At 65.0% G+C, this 18,702-nt stretch carries 18 protein-coding genes and 1 tRNA gene; 12 read left to right on the forward strand and 7 right to left on the reverse strand.

All coding sequences use genetic code 11. The annotated features are described in order from the left end of the window. Positions 1-121: 121 nt before the first annotated feature. The 6 genes from ccoG to ADADO0_RS12015 all read right to left on the reverse strand — a co-directional run bounded on the left by ccoG (position 122) and on the right by ADADO0_RS12015 (position 6,666). Positions 122-1,567: a cytochrome c oxidase accessory protein CcoG gene (gene ccoG / locus ADADO0_RS11990; protein WP_511305378.1), complete on the reverse strand. Its 1,446-nt coding sequence runs from the start codon at positions 1,565-1,567 to the stop codon at positions 122-124. Between the two features lie 538 nt (positions 1,568-2,105). Beyond that, positions 2,106-3,011 (reverse strand): cytochrome-c oxidase, cbb3-type subunit III, encoded by a 906-nt coding sequence (gene ccoP / locus ADADO0_RS11995; protein ID WP_511305379.1) that lies wholly within the window; start codon positions 3,009-3,011, stop codon positions 2,106-2,108. A gap of 4 nt (positions 3,012-3,015) precedes the next feature. Continuing rightward, positions 3,016-3,177 (reverse strand): cbb3-type cytochrome c oxidase subunit 3, encoded by a 162-nt coding sequence (locus tag ADADO0_RS12000; RefSeq protein ID WP_511305380.1) that lies wholly within the window; start codon positions 3,175-3,177, stop codon positions 3,016-3,018. A gap of 3 nt (positions 3,178-3,180) precedes the next feature. Next, on the reverse strand, positions 3,181-3,930 hold the full coding sequence (gene ccoO, locus ADADO0_RS12005; RefSeq protein WP_511305381.1) for a cytochrome-c oxidase, cbb3-type subunit II: 750 nt from the start codon (positions 3,928-3,930) through the stop codon (positions 3,181-3,183). 11 nt (positions 3,931-3,941) lie between these two features. Then, positions 3,942-5,615 (reverse strand): cytochrome-c oxidase, cbb3-type subunit I, encoded by a 1,674-nt coding sequence (gene ccoN / locus ADADO0_RS12010; RefSeq protein WP_511305382.1) that lies wholly within the window; start codon positions 5,613-5,615, stop codon positions 3,942-3,944. A 157-nt stretch (positions 5,616-5,772) separates the two neighbouring features. Continuing rightward, positions 5,773-6,666, reverse strand: coding sequence for a LysR family transcriptional regulator (locus ADADO0_RS12015; RefSeq protein WP_511305383.1), 894 nt, complete (start codon positions 6,664-6,666; stop codon positions 5,773-5,775). Positions 6,667-6,781: 115 nt separating this feature from the next. Here ADADO0_RS12015 and ADADO0_RS12020 point away from each other — a divergent pair, with 115 nt between their 5' ends. After that, entirely contained in the window at positions 6,782-7,624 is an 843-nt protein-coding gene (locus ADADO0_RS12020; RefSeq protein ID WP_511305384.1) for an SDR family NAD(P)-dependent oxidoreductase, read from the forward strand. 80 nt (positions 7,625-7,704) lie between these two features. On the opposite strand, the gene ADADO0_RS12025 is transcribed toward ADADO0_RS12020, so the two are convergent. Next, the gene (locus tag ADADO0_RS12025) at positions 7,705-8,619 is read right to left on the reverse strand and encodes a LysR family transcriptional regulator (protein ID WP_511305385.1); all 915 of its coding nucleotides are present in this window, start codon (positions 8,617-8,619) and stop codon (positions 7,705-7,707) included. A 127-nt stretch (positions 8,620-8,746) separates the two neighbouring features. Here ADADO0_RS12025 and ADADO0_RS12030 point away from each other — a divergent pair, with 127 nt between their 5' ends. From ADADO0_RS12030 to ADADO0_RS12080, 11 genes are all read left to right on the forward strand, one after another. Then, positions 8,747-9,910, forward strand: a complete 1,164-nt coding sequence (locus tag ADADO0_RS12030) for a mandelate racemase/muconate lactonizing enzyme family protein (RefSeq protein WP_511305386.1) — start codon at positions 8,747-8,749, stop codon at positions 9,908-9,910. 201 nt (positions 9,911-10,111) lie between these two features. Then, complete coding sequence (gene edd / locus ADADO0_RS12035; RefSeq protein WP_511305387.1) at positions 10,112-11,953, forward strand: phosphogluconate dehydratase; 1,842 nt, start codon at positions 10,112-10,114, stop codon at positions 11,951-11,953. 64 nt (positions 11,954-12,017) lie between these two features. Beyond that, complete coding sequence (locus tag ADADO0_RS12040; RefSeq protein WP_511305388.1) at positions 12,018-13,031, forward strand: MBL fold metallo-hydrolase; 1,014 nt, start codon at positions 12,018-12,020, stop codon at positions 13,029-13,031. A gap of 100 nt (positions 13,032-13,131) precedes the next feature. Beyond that, on the forward strand, positions 13,132-13,320 hold the full coding sequence (locus tag ADADO0_RS12045; protein WP_511305389.1) for a hypothetical protein: 189 nt from the start codon (positions 13,132-13,134) through the stop codon (positions 13,318-13,320). Positions 13,321-13,483: 163 nt separating this feature from the next. Next, entirely contained in the window at positions 13,484-14,410 is a 927-nt protein-coding gene (locus tag ADADO0_RS12050) for a sulfite exporter TauE/SafE family protein (RefSeq protein ID WP_511305390.1), read from the forward strand. Beyond that, a complete protein-coding gene (locus ADADO0_RS12055) occupies positions 14,407-15,180 on the forward strand; it encodes a TIGR02186 family protein (protein ID WP_511305391.1) in 774 nt (257 codons plus the stop codon). The genes ADADO0_RS12050 and ADADO0_RS12055 overlap by 4 nt, the downstream gene beginning before the upstream one ends. Positions 15,181-15,495: 315 nt before the next feature. Continuing rightward, positions 15,496-16,281 carry an enoyl-CoA hydratase-related protein gene (locus ADADO0_RS12060; RefSeq protein ID WP_511305392.1) on the forward strand — a complete coding sequence of 262 codons (786 nt, stop codon included), beginning with the start codon at positions 15,496-15,498 and terminating at the stop codon, positions 16,279-16,281. Between the two features lie 70 nt (positions 16,282-16,351). Next, positions 16,352-16,426, forward strand: a tRNA-Gln gene (locus ADADO0_RS12065). Between the two features lie 27 nt (positions 16,427-16,453). Continuing rightward, positions 16,454-17,386 carry a 2-hydroxyacid dehydrogenase gene (locus tag ADADO0_RS12070; RefSeq protein WP_511305393.1) on the forward strand — a complete coding sequence of 311 codons (933 nt, stop codon included), beginning with the start codon at positions 16,454-16,456 and terminating at the stop codon, positions 17,384-17,386. A 65-nt stretch (positions 17,387-17,451) separates the two neighbouring features. Continuing rightward, complete coding sequence (locus ADADO0_RS12075; RefSeq protein WP_511305394.1) at positions 17,452-17,700, forward strand: hypothetical protein; 249 nt, start codon at positions 17,452-17,454, stop codon at positions 17,698-17,700. Between the two features lie 85 nt (positions 17,701-17,785). Further along, entirely contained in the window at positions 17,786-18,622 is an 837-nt protein-coding gene (locus ADADO0_RS12080; RefSeq protein WP_511305395.1) for a VOC family protein, read from the forward strand. The last annotated feature ends 80 nt before the right edge of the window (positions 18,623-18,702 follow it).

Genomic DNA, 18,702 nt, shown 5'->3' on the forward strand with positions numbered 1-18,702 from the left:
GGGAGGGCGGGGGGAGGGGGCCGAGCGAAGCGAGGTGAGACGCCCCCGGCCTGCGGCCGGCCCCCTCCCTCACCCTCCCCCGCAAGCGGGAGAGGGGATGACGTTGCGCTTGCGGCCATCTTCACGGCCCGATGAAATGGTCCGCGACCTTCGCCTCGATCCCCGATTGGGTGTCGCGGATGGTGAAGGTCACGGGCAGGGAGGCGTCCGTCCCCAGAGCATCGCCGGTGGTCACGAGCACGCGCCATTCGCGCGTCTGGTCCGGCCCGATGGCGACATTGGCTTGCGCCCCCGAACCGACGATATCCAGCACCGCGCCCGGCACGCCGGCCACGGAAACCGCGAACGTCCGGTCACTCAGCTCCTTGTTGGAGATGCGCAGCGTGTAGGCGTTGCGGATGGACCCGTCCGAGAGGCGGACGAACAGCGGGTTGCGGTCGTGGATCGCCGCGACGCTTTCCATGCTGCGGCCGATCACGCTGGTCAGCATGATCGCGCAGGCCAGCAGGATCAGCCCGGCATAGAGCAGCGTGCGCGTGCGGATGATGTGGCGCACCGGCGCCTTGCCCTGCGCCCGCGCCTGGAAGGCGGCCTCGCTGTCATAGGCGATGAGGTTGCGCGGGTGGTTGATCTTTTCCATCACCGTGTTGCACGCGTCGATGCACAGGCCGCACTGGATGCAGGCGAGTTGCGATCCCTCGCGGATATCCACCCCGGTCGGGCACACCGCGACGCACTGGTTGCAGTCGATGCAGTCGCCGGCGGGGAGGCCCTCCTCCTTCAGCGCGGCGGCCTTCTTCAGGGAATTGCGCGGCTCGCCCCGGTCGAAGCGATAGGTGACGTTCAGCGCATATTCGTCGGTCAGGGCGGCCTGAATGCGCGGCCAGGGGCACATATAGGTGCACACCTGCTCGCGCAGGTGCCCGGCGAGGACATAGGTGGTGAAGGTGAGGATGAGGATGGAGACGTAGGCGACCATCGGCGCCTGGAACGTGGCGAGTTGCACCACCAGTGTCGGCGCGTCGGCGAAATAGAGCACCCAGGCGCCGCCGGTCCACCACGCGATCAGCAGCCACACCGAATGCTTGAGCGTCTTGTGGGTGATCTTTTCCAGTGTCCAGGGGCCGGCATCCTCGCGCATGCGCTCGCGCCGGTCGCCCTCGATCATGCGCTCCACGGCGAGGAATAGGTCGGTCCACACCGTCTGCGGGCAGAGATATCCGCACCAGACCCGGCCCGCGACCGCATTCATCAGGAACAGGATCAGCGCGGCGAGGATCAGCAGGCCGGCGACGTAGTAGAATTCCTGCGGCCAGATCTCCAGGAAGAAGAAATAGAACCGCCGCGCGGGAAAATCGATCAACACCGCTTGGCTCGGCGCGTCGGGGCCGCGATCCCAGCGCACGAACGGCAGCAGGTAATAGATCGCCAGCGTCACGATCAGGACGATCCACTTGATCGTGCGGAATCGCCCGTGGACGCTCTGCGGATAAATCTGGCGGCGCGCCACATAGAGCGGGGCGTCGTCGTCATCCAGGGCGGGTGGGGTCGTCGAGTGGATCGACATTTCAATGCGCCATCAACTTCGGATCAATGGTCATGGCCGGGCTTTCCGGCCATCCGCCGCTGTGCAGGACGCTTATTTAACGGACCGTTGAGCGACGCGCGGTCGCCCCCTCTCCCGCTTGCGGGGGAGGGCTGGGGAGGGGGCAGGAGCCCTCCGAGACACTCCGCACCTGGCCATTTCTCACCAATTTCCCCCGCCCTGACCCTCCCCCGCTTGCGAAAGCTCTGCGCAAGAGGCAGGCGCGGGATCGGTTGTGCTTTTCGAGTGACTACGCCCTGCTCCCTCTCCCCGACGGGTAGAGGGCTGGGGTGAGGGGGGAAACCCTTTCCAGTTCTGATATGTCGGAGCCCCCTCACCCGGCTGCTTTGCAGCCGACCTCTCCCCCTCGGGGAGAGGTGGAACAGCCCAGCCTCTGCACTTAACGAACCGCGGGAGTTTGCTGGAGCCCTTTCGCAGAGCCCCCACAAGCGGGAGAGGCAACGACCCAGCGGCTCCGCTAATGGAAAGAGTGAGGACAAGCGCACGCTCATGTCCCCCCTCACTGCCCACCGCCCAGCGTGTGGACGAACACGGTGAGCGCCTTGATGGTGGAGGGGGAAAGCCGGGTGCCCCAGGCCGGCATCACGCCGCCGCGTCCCAAGCTGATGGTCTGCACGATGGTCGCCTTGTCGCCGCCATAGAGCCAGATTCCATCGGTCAGGTTCTTGGAGCCAAGCTCCTTGTTCCCCTCAGCATTTTCCCCATGGCAGGCGACGCAATTGGCCTTGAACACCGCCGCGCCATTGGCGAGCACGCTCGGATCCACCGGCATGAAGCCCGAGAGCGAGCGCACATAGTCCGCCACATCCGATATCTGCGCCTTGGTCAGCACGCTGGCGAAGGCCAGCATGTTGCCCTGGTGGCCGGCATCGTCGCCCGCGCGCACGCCATGGGTGATGGTGGCCTGGATCTCAGCCAGCGTCCCGCCCCAGAGCCAGTCGTCATCGTTGAGGTTGGGATAGCCCTTGGCGCCGCCGCCGCCCGCGCCGTGGCAGGGCGCGCAATTGTCAGCGAACGCCACCTTGCCTTCCGCGCGCGCCAAAGCGAGCAGGTCGGGGCTGGCCTCGATCTGGCTCAGAGATGCGGTGGAAAGCTGTGCCGTCGAGGCGGCGCGCAAGGCTGCAAGGTCGGTCAATTGCTGCTGCACCGCCGTGCGGGAATTCCAGCTCAGCACGCCCGGTGTCGGGCCAGTCATCAGCGGCCAGGCCGGGTACAGAACCCAATAGCCCACCGCCCACGCGATGCAGGCATAGAAGCTCCACAGCCACCAGCGCGGCAGCGGGTTGTTGAGTTCGCGGATGCCGTCCCACTCATGGCCGGTGGTGGATTTTCCGGTCGTCGGGTCGACATAGGGCGCATGGGGTTCGTGCGTGTCGGGGCCGTGGCCATCGTGCGGGGTGCTCACGGGATCAATCCTCTTTCAAGGGAATCTGGGCGGCCTCGTTGAACGCCGCCTTGCGTGCCTTGGACGGCCAGTAGGCGTAGGCAATGACGCCGGAAAAGCCGAAGAAGAACAGCAACAGGCCCCAGGTTTGCGCAAAGGAGGCCAGCATCATGTAGATGTCACGCATGGCTCACCTCACGTTGGCTTTGTTGTCGTAGAGCTTGAAGTCCACCAAAGTGCCGAGCATCTGGAGGTAGGCGACCAGCGCGTCTGCCTCGGTGATGGTGCGGGTGTCGCCGTCGAAATCGCGCACCTGAGCCTTGGGATAGCGCGCCAGCAGGGCGTCGGCGTCCGGGGCGTCGGTGGTTGCCTGGGTTTTGATATCCGCCGCCGCGTTGGCGATCATGTCGTCGGTGTAGGGCACGCCTTCCAGGCGCAGCACCTTCATGTCGTCGGCGATGTGGCGCGCGTCGAGTTCGGTCTCCGCGAGCCAGGGGTAGGACGGCATGATGGAGGCGGGCACGACCGAGCGCGGATTGTGCAGATGCTCGATCTGCCAGAGGTCCGAATACTTGCCGCCGACCCGGGCAAGGTCCGGCCCGGTGCGCTTGGAGCCCCACTGGAAGGGGTGGTCGTACATGCTCTCTGCGGCGAGCGAATAGTGGCCGTAACGCTCCACCTCGTCGCGCAGCGGGCGGATCATCTGGCTGTGGCAGTTGTAGCAGCCTTCCCGCTGGTAGATCTTGCGCCCGGCAAGCTCCAGCGGGGAATAGGGCCGCATGCCCTCCACGGTCTCGATGGTGCTCTTGAGGTAGAACAGCGGGACGATCTCGACGAGGCCGCCGATGGAGATCACCAGCAGCACGCCCAGCAGCAGGATCGATGAGTGTCTCTCAAAGATCGCGTGCTTGGCCCAGATCGAAGCGGACTTTGTGGACATCGTCTTCTCCGTCATTCCGCAGGCGCGAGCGAGAGCGGGGCGGGCGCTTGCGCCGTGTCCAACTCCGGGCTGCGGATGGTCATCGCTATGTTCCAGGCCATGATCAGCGCGCCGATCAGGAACAGGATTCCGCCCAAGGCGCGGATCACGTAGAGGGGGTGCATGGCCTCGACGGTCTCGATGAACGCGTATTCGAGGAAGCCGAGCGCGGTATAGGCGCGCCACATCAGGCCCTGGAGGACGCCCGCGACCCACATGGACGAAATGTAGAGCACGATGCCGAGGGTCGAGATCCAGAAGTGCCACTCGATCGCCTTGACCGAATACATGTCCCGCTTGTTCCAGAGCCACGGAACCAGGCAGTAGATGGCGCCGAAGGAGATGTAGGCGACCCAGCCGAGCGCACCGGAATGCACGTGGCCGATGCCCCATTCGGTGTAGTGGCTGAGCGAGTTGACCGCCTTCACCGACATCATCGGCCCCTCGAAGGTGGCCATGCCGTAGAAGGCGACCGAGACCACCATCATCCGCAGCACCGGATCGGTGCGCAGCTTGTCCCAGGCGCCCGACAGCGTCATCAGGCCGTTGATCATGCCGCCCCAGGAGGGCATCCACAGCATGATCGAGAAGGTCATGCCCAGCGTCTGCGCCCAGTCGGGCAGGGCGGTGTAGTGCAGGTGGTGCGGGCCGGCCCAGATGTAGAGAAAGATCAGCGCCCAGAAATGGACGATGGAGAGCCGGTAGGAATAGACCGGCCGCTCCGCGCGCTTTGGGATGAAATAATACATCAGCGCCAGGAAGCCGGCGGTGAGGAAGAAGCCGACCGCGTTGTGGCCGTACCACCACTGCACCATGGCATCCTGTACGCCCGACCAGACGATGTAGGAGGTGGGCGAGAAGATCGACACCGGGATCGAAGCGTTATTGCCGATGTGCAGGACCGCGATGGTGACGATGAACGCGAGATAGAACCAGTTCGCCACATAGATATGCGGCTCGGTGCGCTTCAGCACCGTGAGCAGGAAAACCGCGAAATACGTGACCCACACGATGGTGAGCAGCAGGTCGGCATACCATTCCGGCTCGGCGTATTCCTTGCCCTGGGTGATGCCCAGCAGATAGCCGGTGCCGGCGATGACGATGAAGAAGTTGTAGCCGAGCACAACGAACCAGGGCGCCAGATCCCCCGCCAGGCGGGCGCGGCAGGTCCGCTGCACCACATAGAAGGAGGTCGCGATCAGCACGTTGCCGCCGAAGGCGAAAATCACCGCCGAGGTATGCAGCGGCCGCAGCCGGCCGAAGGCGGTCCAGGGCAGGTCGAAGTTCAGCACCGGAAAGGCCAGCTGAAGCGCGATGACCACCCCGACGAGGAAGCCGGCGATGCCCCAGAACACGGAGAGAAGGGTCGCGACCTTCACCGGCTCCATATTGTAATTAGGCCGCCCGTTGATAGTCTGGGGCGGCAACGCCGCCGGCCGGTCCATGTAGCGGTTGCCGATGGCGAACACCGAGGCGATGCAGGCGGCGGCAAACAGGAAGGCGTGGAAGGCGTAGGCCGAGGTATAGGCTTTCGCCATCACCACGATGGAGAGCAGCGCCATCGGGCAGAGCACGATGAGCAGCAGCATCTCGCCGTCCGTCATGCTCTTTCGCGGCGTCGTGGTCGGTGCGGGTACGGTCGGCATCTGCGGGTCCCCGCTTCGGGCCGAGACCTCCCGAAGCTTCTGGCCGCACCCTGCGTCGGGCGTCCGAGGGCTTGTTTGATACAAGTCAAAAGAGGGCAGCCTGCCGCATGGGGTCATTACGGAGCGTGGCCGCTTCGGCGCTGCTCTGAACTGGCGCCTACGCCTTGTGCTGCTTCACGAAATCCACGAACGCGCGCAGCGGGGCCGGCATCTGCCGGCGGCTGGGGTAGTAGAGGAAGAAGCCGCTGTAATAGGGGCACCAGTCCTCCAGCACCCGCACCAGCCGGCCTTCCGCGACCAGATCGGCCACCTGCTGCTCGAAGGCAAAGGCGATGCCCGCGCCATCGAGGGCGGCCTGGACCATCAGGTCCTGATCGCCGAGGGTTATCGGCCCGTCGACCTCGATGGCAAGTTCCACCCCGCCCCGCTCGAACTCCCATGCGTAAAGCCGCCCGCTGGCGAACCGGAACCGGATGCACGGCAACTCCCTAAGCTGCTCCGGCCGCTCGGGGCGGGGGTGCCGCTCGAAGAAGGCCGGCGAGGCGACGATGGCGGTGCGCTGGCGGGGGCCGATGGGCACCGCGATCATGTCCTGCGCGAGCGTCTCACCGAAGCGCACGCCGCAGTCGCATCCGTCCGCGACCATGTCGACAAGGTCGTCGTTCACGGTCAGATCTACGTGTAGATCTGGGTACTTCGCTACGAACGATGTGACCATAGTCAACACCAACATCTGCGCGCTGACGCGGGCGGTGTTGATGCGCAATGTGCCGACGGGGCGGTCGCGGAAATTGTTCAGATCGTCCAGCGCGTCGGCAATATCGCGGAACGCCGGGGCGATCCGGGCGTGAAGCTGCTCGCCCGCCTCTGTCAGGGCGACCGAGCGGGTGGTGCGGTTTGCCAGCCTAACCCCTAGGCGTTCCTCGATATTTCGCAGCGCATGGCTGAGGGCAGAGGCGGTGCAGCCCAGCTCATCCGCGGCCTTGCGAAAGCTCAAATGCCGGGCGATCGCCAGGAATGCGCGCAGGTCGGTGGGGTCGATCTGGGTCATTGATGAAAATATCTCAGTATGATGCCGAAAATATGCGCGATTATCTCATCAGTTTCCAGGGGCTATCAAAACGCCGCGGCGGATGTCGCCGGCCCCTAGTTCACTGGAAACGCACATGAAAATCTGGTTCATCACCGGCGCCTCGCGCGGTTTCGGCGCCCTCATCACCGAGCAGGCTCTCGCCAAGGGCGATGCGGTTGTCGCCACCGCCCGCAACCCGGACACGGTCACGGCGCGCTTCGCAAACCATCCCAACCTGCTGCCGCTCGCCCTCGACGTCACCAACGAAGCCCAGGCCCATGCCGCCGCAAAGGCAGCGGTGGAGCGGTTCGGCCGCATCGATATTCTCGTCAACAATGCCGGCTACGGCCTGCTCGGCGCGGTGGAAGAGGCGAGCTCGGGCGAGATCGAGGCGCTGTTCCGCACCAATGTGTTCGGCCTGCTGGGCGTGACCCGCGCCGTGCTGCCCCACATGCGCCGCCAGCGATCCGGCCGCATCTTCAACCTCTCCTCCATCGGCGGCTATTCGGCCTATGCCGGCTGGGGGGTCTATGGCTCCACCAAGTTCGCCGTCGAGGGGCTGAGCGAGGCGCTGGCTATCGAATTGAAGCCGCTCAATATTCTGGTGACGGTGGTGGAGCCCGGCTTCTTCCGCACCGACTTTCTCGACGAAACCTCCCTGGTGGTGAGCACCAGTCAGATCGCCGACTACCACGAGACCTCCGGCGCCATGCGCGGCTTCGCGGCCGGTGCCAACCATGCCCAGCCGGGGGATCCTGCCGCCTTGGCGCGGGTGCTGGTGGCTTTCGCCGACACGCCGAACCCGCCGGTCCGTCTGCCCCTGGGTTCGGACACGGTCGCCAAGATCGCCGAGAAGAATGCCCAGACCGATGCCTTGCTGCGGGAGTGGCACGACGTCTCCGTCTCCACGGACTTCGCGGCCGGCAAGGCGGCGTAAGGGCTTGGGAAGCGTGGCATTTCCCTGTTCAGGCTGTCCCTTCCCCAACGCGTTGGGGAGGGGACACTTCGCCCGGTCGCTCACCGGCTGGGGAGGGCATGCTCCAATGCCTTTGCCCAGCAGGCTTCTGCTGCGTCCGACAGCCGGCGTATCGGCCGGAACAGGCGTATGTCGACCGGGATGGCGAAATGCTCCGACCCGGCTGGCATAAGATGGCCAGCGGCGAGGTCTTCTTCCGCCATCGTCTGAGGCAGCCAAGCCACCCCGTGTCCCTGCCTGGCCATGGACTGGAGGGTGGCCGCCAGCGGTGCCGTGAACACCGTCTCCAATGCGGGCACTGGGGAAAAGGCGGGAAAGGTCGCCTTGAGGATGCGCCCGAGGCCCGACACGTCGCTATAGGCCAGGAAATTCAGCGGTGCATTCGGTGTGCCCGGCAATTGCCAGAGTGCGGCGCCGGCTTCGTTCGACGCTGAAACCGGAATGAGCCGGTCGGTGCCGACTACGCGGCTTGAGAAAGACGCGGCTGGCATGCGGGTCGGCATGTCGCTGCGCGCATGGCACAGCAGGAAATCGGCGTCGCCCGCCAAGAAAACCCGCTCGCAGGCCGCCATCGTGTCCGAGATCAGGTTCAGCGCGCCGAGGGTTGCAAGTGGCGAGAGGGTCCGCATCCACCCCGGAAGGAAAGTGAAGGAAAGAGCGTGGGTCGCGGCGATGGACAAAGCCGCTCCCTCGCGCCCGGCAGCCTTCAACGCGCCCCGCCGCATCTGGTGCAGGTCGCGCGTCAGATCGGCTGCGCGGTCAAGCAGATAGCCGCCGGCCGCATTCAGCACCACACCTTGCGGCGTGCGAAGGACGAGTGGGGTGCCGATCCAGTTTTCCAACGCTTGGATGCGCCGGCTGAAAGCGGGTTGGGTGACGTGGCGGGCTTCCGCTGCGCGCGAGAAGTTGTGGTGCTCGGCGAGCGCCAGGAAATCCTCAAGCCAAGTCAGATCCATGGTTGTGTTAGGTCCACAGGCGATGCCGAATGTGCATGGTGACCTTAATTCTTGGCATTGGAGGATTCATCAGCACGAATGTATCTCATGCCAACGCCGTGAGCCAATGCAAAGGAAGGGATGCAATATGCGCATCGTTGACGTTCGGGAGATCACCCAGCCGATCTCTTCGCCGATCCGCAACGCCTATATCGACTTCAGCAAGATGACGACCAGCCTTGTCGCGGTCGTCACCGACGTGGTGCGCGATGGGCGTCCGGTGATTGGCTATGGCTTCAATTCCAATGGGCGCTATGGCCAGGGTGGGCTGATCCGCGAGCGGTTTCGCGGCCGCATCCTGGAGGCCAAGCCCGAAAGCCTGCTGGACGATGCGCGCGACAACATCGATCCCGCCAAGGTCTGGGCCGCCATGATGATGAACGAGAAGCCGGGCGGGCACGGCGAGCGGTCGGTGGCCGTGGGGACCCTCGACATGGCGATCTGGGATGCGGTGGCGAAGATCGAGGGCAAGCCTTTGTTCCGCCTGCTGGCGGAGCGCCACGGGCGTGAGGTCGACCCGCGCGTCTTCGTCTATGCAGCTGGCGGCTACTATTATCCCGGCAAGGACAATTCCGCCCTGTGCGCGGAAATGCGCGGCTATCTCGACCGTGGCTACAACGTCGTGAAGATGAAGATCGGTGGGGCTTCCATCAGCGAGGATCGTGCGCGCATCGAGGCGGTTCTGGCCGAGATCGGCTCGCAGGCCCGCCTCGCGGTGGATGCCAACGGCCGCTTCGATCTGGAGACCGGCATCGCCTATGCCAAGATGCTGCGGGACTATCCGCTGTTCTGGTACGAGGAAGTGGGCGACCCGCTAGACTACGCGCTTCAGGCCGCGCTCTCGGAATTTTATCCCGGCCCCATGGCGACCGGCGAGAACCTGTTCTCCCACCAGGACGCCCGGAACCTGCTGCGCTACGGTGGCATGCGACCGGACCGCGACTGGCTCCAGTTCGACTGTGCTCTGTCGTATGGCCTGGTGGAATATCTGCGGACGCTCGATGTGCTGAAGCAGTTCGGCTGGTCGCCCTCACGCTGCATTCCCCATGGCGGGCACCAGATGTCGCTCATGATCGCGGCGGGCCTCGGCCTTGGCGGCAACGAGAGCTATCCCGACCTGTTCCAGCCCTATGGCGGTTTCCCGGATGGCGTGCGGGTAGCGGACGGCCATATCGTGCTGCCGGAACTGCCGGGCATTGGATTCGAGGGCAAGTCCGATCTGATCTCGGTCATGCGAGAGCTTGCCGCGTAAAGGGGACACTCTTCCCCACAAGGGGCAAGGGCAAGGGGAAGGGGAAGGGGGCAAAGAGTGCGTGCGGGAAGGTGACATCGCCCTTATGTCCCGCAGGGCTTGCAACGCCGCCCTTTCGATTGGCGCGACGCGCCCCACATGACAGACTTGAATCCTTTCAGGTTTGCCCCCCGCGGGCGAACGGCCGAAGCGGAGGTCTGCATGGGCACGGTTGGCAGCTTGAACGCGAGGATCGGCGACGTCACAGAGCGCATCGTCCGGCGCAGCCGACCCAAGCGCGAGCGATATCTGGGGCGGATCGATGCTGCGGTCGAGGCGGCGCCGCCCCGCCAGCGCCTCGGCTGTGCCAACCAGGCCCATGGGTTCGCCGCATGCGGTCCGACCGACAAGGCGCGGTTGCGTGGTGAGGACACGCCCAACATCGGCATTGTCACCGCCTATAACGACATGCTTTCAGCCCACCAGCCTTATGAGCGTTTTCCCGAACTGATCCGCGATGCGGCGCGCGAGGCCGGCGGCACGGCGCAGGTGGCGGGCGGGGTGCCGGCCATGTGCGACGGTGTCACCCAGGGCGAGGCGGGGATGGAACTGTCCCTGTTCTCGCGTGATGTCATCGCCCTTTCCACCGCCGTCGCGTTGTCCCACCAGACCTTCGATGCGGCGGTGTTCCTCGGTATCTGCGACAAAATCGTGCCGGGACTGGTGATTGGTGCGCTGTCATTCGGCCATCTGCCGGCTGTGTTCATCCCGAGCGGGCCGATGACCTCGGGCCTGCCGAACGACGAGAAGTCGCGTATCCGCCAGCTCTATGCGGAAGGCAAGATCGACCGGGCGGCGCTGCTGGAATCCGAGTCCCAGTCCTATCACGGCCCGGGCACCTGCACCTTCTACGGCACCGCCAACACCAATCAGATGATGATGGAGATCATGGGCCTTCATCTGCCCGGCGCCTCTTTCGTCAATCCCAACACGCCGCTGCGCGATGCGCTCACCCGCGCCGCTGCCAAACGCGCGCTGGCCATCACCGCGCTGGGCAATGATTTTACGCCCGTCGGTCGGATGCTCGATGAGAAGGTGTTTGTGAACGCGGTGGTCGGGCTACATGCCACCGGCGGGTCCACCAACCACACGCTCCACCTCGTCGCCATGGCGGCGGCGGCGGGCATCAGCCTGACCTGGGACGACTTTTCCGACCTCGCCGACGTGGTGCCGCTGCTGGCGCGGGTCTATCCCAATGGCAAGGCCGACGTGAACCATTTCCACGCCGCTGGCGGCATGGGGTTCGTGATCGGCGAACTGCTTGGTGCGGGCCTGCTCCATCAAGATGTGCGCACGGTCTGGGGAACCGGACTCGACGGCTATGTGGCCGAGCCGGGCCTGGGCGAGAACGACGCGCTTGTGTGGCGCGACGCTGCGGCTGCTAGCGGCAACACCGAGATCCTGCGCGGCGCGCAGACGCCGTTCCAGGCCACCGGCGGGCTGAAGGTGATGGGCGGCAATCTTGGCCGCGCCGTGGTGAAGACCTCGGCGGTGGCGGTCGAGCGCCATGTGCTGGAGGCGCCGGCGCGGGTGTTCCATTCCCAGGAGGCGTTCCAGGAGGCGTTCAAGGCCAAGGAACTGACCGGCGATTTCGTGGCGGTGGTGCGGTTCCAGGGGCCGGGTGCCAATGGCATGCCGGAACTCCACAAGCTCATGCCGCCGCTCGGCGTTCTACAGGATCGCGGGCAGAAAGTGGCGCTGGTTACCGACGGGCGAATGTCGGGCGCATCCGGCAAGGTTCTGTCTGCTATCCATGTCACGCCCGAGGCGGCGCGGGGCGGCGCCATCGCCAAGATCCGCGACGGCGACATGGTACGTGTGGACGCGGTTGCAGGTGAACTTGAGGTGCTGGTGGACCCGCTGGACTGGAACGCCCGTGCGCCCGCCGAAGCTGACCTCTCCGCCAACCACTTCGGCGTCGGCCGGGAACTGTTCCAGCCGTTTCGTGCGGCGGTGGGCGCGGCGGACGCCGGCGGCACCATTTTCGCCGAAGCCTTCGCCTGAAGGTGGCGCTCCGGCGCGCCGCGCTCTATAGCGGCGGGTGGGGTACATCGTAAGGAAAGCTTACATGGCGGCGGATGCGGCGGTGGATGTGCAGCAAGTGGCGGCTCGGCCCGTCGAAATCGTGCCGGGATTGCTGCGCGTCCGCGTTCCTCTGCCATTTCCGCCGAGTGAGGTGAATGCCTGGCTGCTGTCGGATGCCAATGGGTGGACGCTGATCGATTCCGGTGTTGATGATGCCCCGACACGGGCGTTGTTCACCGATGTCCTGTCCGACCCCATGCTGGGCGGGGCAGGGATTTCCCGTCTGCTCGTCACCCATTTCCACCCTGACCATATCGGTCTCGCCGGCTGGCTGAATGCGCGCACCGGCGCCGGTATTGTCATGAGCCGGATCGAGTGGCTGCAAGCGCGCCTTATCCTCGCCGAGCCGCCGGGCGTCGCCTTGGCTGCGTTCCATGCGCAATATCACTGGTGCGGGGCCCCCGAAGATTATCTCTCGCTGTTGAAAGAGCGGGGCCTGCTCTTTCACAAGTGGGTCGGGCCGCTGCCTTACGCCTATTCCTCGATCCGCGAGGGCGACGAACTGGAGATGGCGGGCACCCGGTGGCGCGTCATCACGGGGGAGGGGCACGCCCCGGAGATGGTCTGCCTGTACAGCGCGGAGCGGGGCATCCTGATCGCCGCCGACCAGATCCTAGGCCGGATCACCCCCCATATCGGCCTGCACCCCGCGGATCGCACGGCTGACCCACTGGGGGATTTCCTGCGGTGCCTCTCCAAGTTCGAGGGACTGCCCGAGGATACACTGGTGCTGCCCTCCCATGGCGAACCGTTCGTGGGCCTCGACGCGCGGATCGCTGGATTGCGCGCGCACCATGAGGAGCGGCTGGGACGCCTGATGGCTTATTGCGACACCCCTCGCACGGTGATGGACACCACCAGCGTCCTGTTCCGCACCCTCGCGCCGGAGCAGATCGGCTTTGCGCTGAGCGAGGCCCTGGCCCATCTGCGCCATCTGGTGGTGCGCGGAGAGGTGGTGGAGATGGCTGGCGCGGTCTGCCGTTTCGTCCGGCGTTGAGATTATTTTCGCCGGATGGAACTTCGCGCAAAAGAAGTGTGGAACGTTTCTATCTCCACATAGTTGCGTCTCTATAACAATAACAATCCAGAGGCGCCCCATGCACACTTATGACACCCACGAAGACCATGTCCGCGTTCTGATTGCCGGACTGTCTGCTGATGATGTTTCAAGGAGCAAAAGCCTTTGCGATAAAGCCATCCTCATGGCGCGCGAACTCGATCGCCATGACGCCACGATGGCTGGCTTATACGCGCGGTGCGATCTTCGCGGCATCCCGCGGCAGTAGATCCTAAGGAAAGCCCGGGACGGCGCTCCGGCCCCAGGGTCACCCGCGCGCTCGCGCCGCATCCACGGGGTGGGTCGACGCGAAATGAAGGCGGGGACATTGCGCGCAAGCCTGATATAGGACGGCGTCAAGCCTTGGCCCGCAGCGTGGAGCGGCCTTTCGCGTGACGATCTACCTGCCCATCGCTGAGCTTCCGGTTGCCATATTCACCATCTTCGCGATGGGTCTCGCGGTCGGCTTCATCTCCGGCATGTTCGGGGTAGGTGGCGGCTTTCTGATGACCCCGCTGCTGATCTTCACCGGCGTGCCTGCGGCTGTCGCCGTGGCCAGCGTTTCCGCGCATATGGCGGCTTCGTCTTTTTCCGGCGCGCTATCCTATCTCCGCAAGGGGCTGATCGATCTGCCGCTGGCCGGTTTCCTGCTATCGGGAGGCATCGCCGGCACCGGGCTTGGCGTCGCCGCCTTCGCGCTGATGCGGGCCTATGGGCAAGTCGATCTTGTGATCGGTGTTTCCTACGTCATCCTGCTGGGCGGTGTGGGCAGCCTGATGCTGGTGGAAAGCGTGCGGGCCATCCTGCGCACCAGGCGCGGGCGAGCGGCGGAAATTCGCCGTCCGGGCACTCACGGATGGTTTCTGCGCCTGCCGTGGAAAATCCGCTTCCGGCGCTCGCGCATCTATGTGTCCATCATTCCCGTGGTGGTGCTGGGCCTGGGCATCGGTTTTCTCGGCGCGGTACTGGGCGTGGGCGGCGGCTTCCTGCTGGTACCCGCGTTGATCTATCTGCTGCGCGTGCCGACCCAGATGTCGGTGGGCACCGCCCTGGTTCTCACGCTCGTCACTATGACGGTCGCAACCGTGCTGCATGCGGCGGTGAATGGAACCGTGGATGCGGTTCTGGCGCTCATCCTGATGATTGGCGGCACCATCGGGGCGCAATTCGGAGCGCGGGCGGGGCAGCGCCTGAAGGCGGAATATCTGCGTCTGTTGCTCGCCATGCTGGTGCTCGCCGTGGGGCTGAGGGTCGGGTACGACCTCGTGCGGCCTCCGGCCGATCCATTCGTGGTCACGCTACGCGAGGGGCGCCCATGATCCGCGCCCTGTTTCACCTTTTCTGCCTTCTGGCTTTGGCATTCCCCGTGAGCATGGCGCGGGCGGAACGGCTCGTGCTTTCGGTCTCCCAGCCGGAGGTGTTGATCTCCTCCAATTTCACCGGTGCCGATCTCGTCCTGTTCGGTGTGGTGGAGGAGCAGGACCCCGCGCACAGGCCCGATTATGATTTCGCAGTGACGGTGCGCGGCCCGCAGCAGACTTTCATCACCTGGCGCAAATCGCGGGTGCTGGGCATTTATGTGAACACCGATAGCCGCACCTTCGTGGATTCTCCGGCCGTGCTCGCAGTTGCGACCAACCGGCCTGCCGAGGAGATCGCACCGCCGGATGTCCTGCGGCGCGAGCAGATCGGCCTTGCCCGCAACATCTTTCTCCAACGCATCGGTCCAGATTATGCGGATGTCGTTCCGGACGACCCCTTCCGTCTGGCCTTCCTGCGCATCAAGAAGGCTGTTGGGCTCTATTCGGACGAGCAGAATGGGGTCCATCTGCTCTCCCCTTCTGTGTTCCGCACCACGTTCCGCATCCCCGCGAACGCGCCGGTCGGAAGCTACGAGGTGGCGGTCAAGGTGTTCGAGCAGGGTCATCTCCTGGCCAGCGCGCAAAGTTCGGTGGTGGTGCGCAAGGACGGCTATGCCCAGAAATTGGCAAACTTTTCAGAGCAGCACGGGTGGCTCTACGGCTTGAGCGTTGCCATGGGTGCGCTGTTTGTCGGATTTGGAGCAAATCTGTTGTTCCGCAAAGATTAGTTTGGCCGACTGACCATCCGTCTACCGTACAGCAATGTATTTTAGACACACGCGCGTCAAAAGCTTCTTGTGCCCTGATCTTGGATCCAAAATGGGGCAAAGTGGATTGCGTTTGCCAATATGCGCAAGTAACACCTCGACGATGCATCCCGCGTCTTAGGGCGTGGATGTGGTCTTCCGGGCACCAAGCCCTGACCGGTGCCCGGTGGAGGCGGGGCGGCGCCGTCAAAGCGTCGTCCCGCGTTCCCTCTCCCTTTCTGTAGGCAGAGGCATCCAATCTGAGTTATGTCTCCGGCTTCTCGCTGCGGAGGACCCATGGCTTCCGGTGAAGTTTCTGTGACCATCGAGGGCGGCATCGCCCGCCTCGTGCTGTCGAATCCCGAGCGTCGCAACGCCATTTCCAGCGGCATGTGGCAGGCGCTCTCGGCGTTTGCCTCAGACGCCGCGAACCGCACCGATGTGCGGGTGGCGCTGATCCGGGGGGAGGGCACGCTGGCCTTCTCCGGCGGTGCCGACATCTCCGATTTCGGTGCAGCGCGCTCGGATGCCTCCGGGGCGCAAACCTATGACGAATTGGTGGAAGGCGCGTGCGCCGCGATCGAGGGGCTCAGTTTCCCAGTGGTTGCGCTGCTGCACGGCGCATGCGTGGGTGCCGGTGCGGCGCTTGCCGCCTGCTGCGATATCCGTGTCGCGGCAGAGGGCACTTTCCTTGCCATCCCCGCCGCGCGCCTGGGCCTTGGCTACGATCCGCGCGGGATTTCCCGGCTGGTGCGTGCCTATGGCGGCCATGCGGTGCGCCAATTGTTCTTCACGGCCGAGCGGCTGACGGCGCGACGCGCCTTCGAGATGGGTGCGATCGACCATCTGGCGGCGGCGGACGAGGCCGATGCACTGGCGGATAAGATCGCCGCGCGCATCGCCGAGAATGCGCCGTTGACGCTTCGCGCGGCGAAACTCTCGATCCGCGCAGCCGAGGGTGTCGGCGGCGGCATTTTGACCGAGGCGCGGCACCAGACCGCGCTGGCCAATGCCAGCGCGGATTATCGCGAAGGCCGGCTGGCGTTCGCGGAGAAGCGTGCACCGCGTTTCAGCGGAAGCTGAGCCGGTTTCTAAATCCCGTTCTCCAGGCGTTGCGTCGGCGCGAGGTCCCGAATAAGGTCCGCGCCCGCGTTGGGGCGTAGCCAAGTGGTAAGGCAGGGGATTTTGATTCCCCCATCCCCAGGTTCGAATCCTGGCGCCCCAGCCAATCCGATATTCGCAGCCTGGAGCAGACATGGCCGAGGCGCTGGTGTTTCATTCCGGGGTCGATGCTATCGCCCCGTGGGTCGAGGCGCTGCGGCGCGAACTTCCCGAACTCGATATTCGCATTTCCCCGGATTTCGGCGCGGTCGAGGATGTCCGCTACGCAATGGTCTGGAAGCCGCCGATGGGCTTCTTCGCGCAATTTCCAAATCTCGCGCTGGTGACCAATCTCGGTGCGGGCGTGGACGCGCTGGTGGCACGCGATGATCTTCCCGCCGTGCCCATCACACGCATTTCCGATCCGGATATGTCGCGCATGATGGCGTCGTTTGTGCTGATGGCGGTGCTTCGCCACGCACGCGATATTCCCACCTTCGAGCGCGCTCAGCGCGAGGGGCGCTGGCACTATGTGCACCCGCGCACATGCGATGAGATCTCGGTTGGCGTGCTGGGGCTTGGGGAGCTTGGCGCCACGGCGGCGCGGGAATTGGCCCGGCAAGGCTTCCAGGTGCGAGGCTGGTCGCGCACCCCCAAGAGCGTCGAAGGTGTGGACTGCGCGGCGGGGCTCGATGCCTTGCCCGGCTTCCTCGCCGGCTGTGAAATCCTGGTGGTGATGCTGCCGCTGACGCCGGAGACGCGTCACATACTGAATGCGGCCCGCCTCGCCATGCTGCCAAAGGGGGCGAAGCTCATCAATGTGGCGCGGGGTGCGATCATCGACGAGCCAGCACTGGTGGATGCGCTCCGCTCCGGACACATTGCCGAGGCAACGTTGGACGTGTTCGAGCAGGAGCCGTTGCCGTCGGCGAGTCCGCTATGGAGCATGGACAATGTGCTGGTGACGCCGCATCTGGCCTCGATCGCGATTCCCAAATCCGCCATTGCCCAGGTGGTCGCCAACATCCGTCGGGTGCGGGCGGGCGAGCCGGTGCTAAACCGGGTGGACCCCGGGCGCGGATATTGAAGCTTCGCCACAAGTCGGCCAAATCGTCGCGTTAGAAACGCAGCGTGAACATTGGACGCGAGAGCATGAACCGCTTTGTGAACACCTTCCGCACCGCTGCCCTCCTGGTTGGAGGCGGCATCGCCGCGGCGCTTTTGTTCGCGCTGCTCGGTAGCCTCCTTGTGGCGGTCGGAATTTTTGTGGCCGTCGCCATCGTGGCCGGTGGGCTGCATTTCCTGATCTTCGGCAAGGGCCGCGTCACGGTACGCCGCTCGCCGGGCGGCTATGAGATGATCGACATCACCCCGCCGCGCCCGCCCAGGCGTCCGCGCTGAGGCTCCAAGCAAACGCCGGCTGTGGACTGGCGCCCGTGCGGGCGGATGCTTAGCTGTGGGGCATCACGGTTGAAGGAGAGCGCCGGTGTCGGTCGCAACTGAGGCCCCGCTGCGGGTCGGCAAGGTCACGCTCACGGTTCTCGATCTTGATGCGGTCCGCGATTTCTACCAGCGGGCCATCGGGCTTGAGCTTCTCTCCGGCGACGCGGCTGTGGCGCTGCTCGGCGCCGGCGGGGTCGGCTTTCTCGAGTTGCGTCGCGACGCCGCTGCGCGGCTGGGCACGCGCCGTGAGGCCGGGCTGTTTCACACCGCCTTTCTGCTGCCCACGCGGGCGGACCTTGGCCGATGGATGCGCGAAGCATCAGCGCAGGGACTGCGTATCGACGGCGCGGCCGACCATGTGGTGAGCGAGGCCATTTATCTCGCTGATCCCGAGGGCAACGGCATCGAAATCTACCGCGACCGTGCGCCGGCTGACTGGACCTGGGCTGGCGATGAGGTGGTGATGCGCAATGACCGCCTCGATCTCAACGAGTTGGCCAGCGCCGGTGGAGCCGAGCCCTGGCGCGGGGCGCCGGCAGGCACTGTGGTGGGCCACGTCCACTTGCAGGTGGGCGAGTTTGCTGCTGCCGAGGCGTTCTATGCGGGTGCCCTGGGGTTGGACATCACCTGTCGTTATCCAGGCGCCACCTTCTATAGCTCCGGACGCTATCACCACCACATCGCGACCAACATCTGGAACAGCCGGGGTGCCCCTGTGCGCTCAGGCCCGGTGACGGGCATCGCGGAAGTGGAATTGCTGGCGGCCGATTCTCAAACGCTTTATGCGGCGCGGGCTGGGATTGGCGCTCTGGCAAGCACTGAGGAAAACGGCATCGCCGCGCGCGATCCGTGGGGCACGCTGATCGCCGTTCGCGGCTGATCCGACGACCACCCCCGGTTCAGGGGTTCGGACGCTTCCTACGGGTGCGCGCATTACCAATGTGCGTTGACAAACATCCG

The sequence above is a fragment of the Aquabacter sp. genome (assembly GCF_965279295.1).
Classification (GTDB): Bacteria; Pseudomonadota; Alphaproteobacteria; order Rhizobiales; family Xanthobacteraceae; genus Aquabacter.